The following is a 2,136-nucleotide window of genomic DNA, read 5'->3' on the forward strand; positions in this document are numbered from 1 at the left end:
GGTAACGTTGCCGGGCTTATTGTTATTGTTCTTGTTTTAGTTATAGTTCTTCCGTAAGCGTCAGTGTAAGTCCATGTTTCAGTAACAGTTCCGCCACAGGCACCAGCAGGTGTTTGAGTACTTAGCGTTGAAGTTACAGAACCACTTATTAAACAAGAGCCAGATCCACTATTGGTATAGCTTAGAGAGCTTGTTGTTGCTCCTCCACAAGGAACCGTAATATCACTTGTATTGGCAAATACGGCAACAGTAGGAGTAGTGGCTGTGATGGTTCTGGATTTATTAATAGTACAACCATTAGCATCTGTAATAGTTACAGAATAAGTACCAGGAAGTAAACCGGTAAGATCTTGGTTGTTTTGCTGTCCACTTGGTACAATACCTCCGGCAGAAGCCGTCCATGCATAAGAGTAAGGAGCAGCTCCTCCACTTGGCGTTAAATCAATTGCTCCGGTGGCTGAACCACATTGTGAATTAATAAGAGCAAATTCTCCGTTCACCCCACCATTTACGGTTATTGTTGGTAATGTTCCGCATTTAGGCGAAATGGCATTTGGATCTAATGGACAAACAGATCCAGGGGAAGCCGATGTCCAAGCTAAATATAAATTGGTGATTTTCAAGATGTCTCCACAAGTATAAGTAACTGTATTATAACTTAATGAAGTTATCGTGTTTGGAGGCAGTGGCCCATTACAACCATTAATTACTGTGCTGGAAACTAACAAACCAGTAGTACCGCTATACACTTCCAAGGTTCCCCAAAAGGCAAAAGATGTTCTTGTAGAACCGGTTGTGTTATTGATAGACAGTGTTAATGTTCTGGTTATCTGAGTTGGTGTTGGACAAGAGTTGCATAAACCTCCACCAGAGAGGGTAGCACCAACTAATGTCAAGTCACCAGATGTACAAGATGTACCTGCTGGCGGAAATGTTTGTGCGAATGAGGTTGTGATACTTAGTAAACTAAATAGCATAAACACAAACAATTTTTTTGAGATAGTAATTTTTGATTTCATACAATTGAATTTAGTATAATATTTTTTTGAAAAAATTTCCATTTTGGCTTGAAGTAGTTTTGTAGGCATTTAATTAGATAGATGTTTTGGGCTGTACTATTTGGGGCTAAATTACGCATAAAGCTAGCCTTCACTTAATTTCTTCTACGAACAACCCGAAAACTCGTTTAAGTGACATTTTTCATTTGCGTGTTGTTTTTTATCGATTTTTCTCTCTTTTTATCCCTTAATTAGATTGTTTTTTAAAAATAAAATTCCCTTTTTTGGTTACTTAACGGCATAAAAAAAGCATCCATTGCTGGATGCTTTTCAAGAATGAACATAAAATATTTTTTAGAGTGCTGTAATTATGAATTCAGATCTTCTGTTTAATTGATGTTCGGCTTCGGTACATGGCACACCGTCGGCACATTTGTTAACAAGTTCAGTTTCACCTAGTCCTTCAGAACCTAATCGATTAGCAGCAATACCATTTTTGATTAACCAATCTTTAGTTGATTTGGCTCTTCTTTCTGAAAGTTTTTTATTGTACGCAAAAGAGGCACGACTATCGGTATGCGAACGAATATTGATTTTCATCGAAGGATTTTGTTCTAATACATCCAATAATTTAGCTAAATCGATAGCAGCATCCGGACGAATATCCCATTTATCCAAATCAAAATAAATGATGTTGATTTTGAAACAATTTGCTAAATCGTCACCGATTTTCACATTACAACCTTCGGTTTTAAGTTCGATATTAAGCTCTGTTTTACCAGTGTCTTTTCCAATAATTACCGGTACTTCTTTGGTCGTATATTTTTCAAGTGAAGCTCTTACATAGTATTTTTTTCCACATTCTACTTCAGTGAATTGATATTTGCCTTCTGCGTCTGATACCGTTTCTTTTAGTTTATTGAAGTTATCATCAAAGAGTTGTAATTTAGTATTAGGCAACACCGCTTTAGTATCTTCATCTGTAATTACACCGAAAAGTAATTGCTCACACCAAATAGGTCTGGTTTCTACAAATTTGTAGATATCATCACTTCCTTGTCCGCCATCACGGTTAGAACTTAAGAATCCTTTTTTGGTTTTAGAATTGATAATCAGCGCAAAATCATCTTTCGGACCA

1 protein-coding gene and 1 pseudogene are annotated in these 2,136 nt (G+C 36.7%); both read right to left on the minus strand.

Annotation, left to right across the window (positions count from 1 at the left end; genetic code table 11):
- Positions 1–1,019, minus strand: a pseudogene (locus V7D82_RS13710) (hypothetical protein); the annotation flags it as partial.
- A gap of 333 nt (positions 1,020–1,352) precedes the next feature.
- Positions 1,353–2,136, minus strand: a 784-nt coding sequence (locus tag V7D82_RS13715) for an OmpA family protein (RefSeq protein ID WP_333601513.1), incomplete at its 5' end; no start/stop codon positions are given.

Source organism: Flavobacterium sp., from assembly GCF_036741995.1.
Lineage (GTDB): Bacteria > Bacteroidota > Bacteroidia > Flavobacteriales > Flavobacteriaceae > Flavobacterium.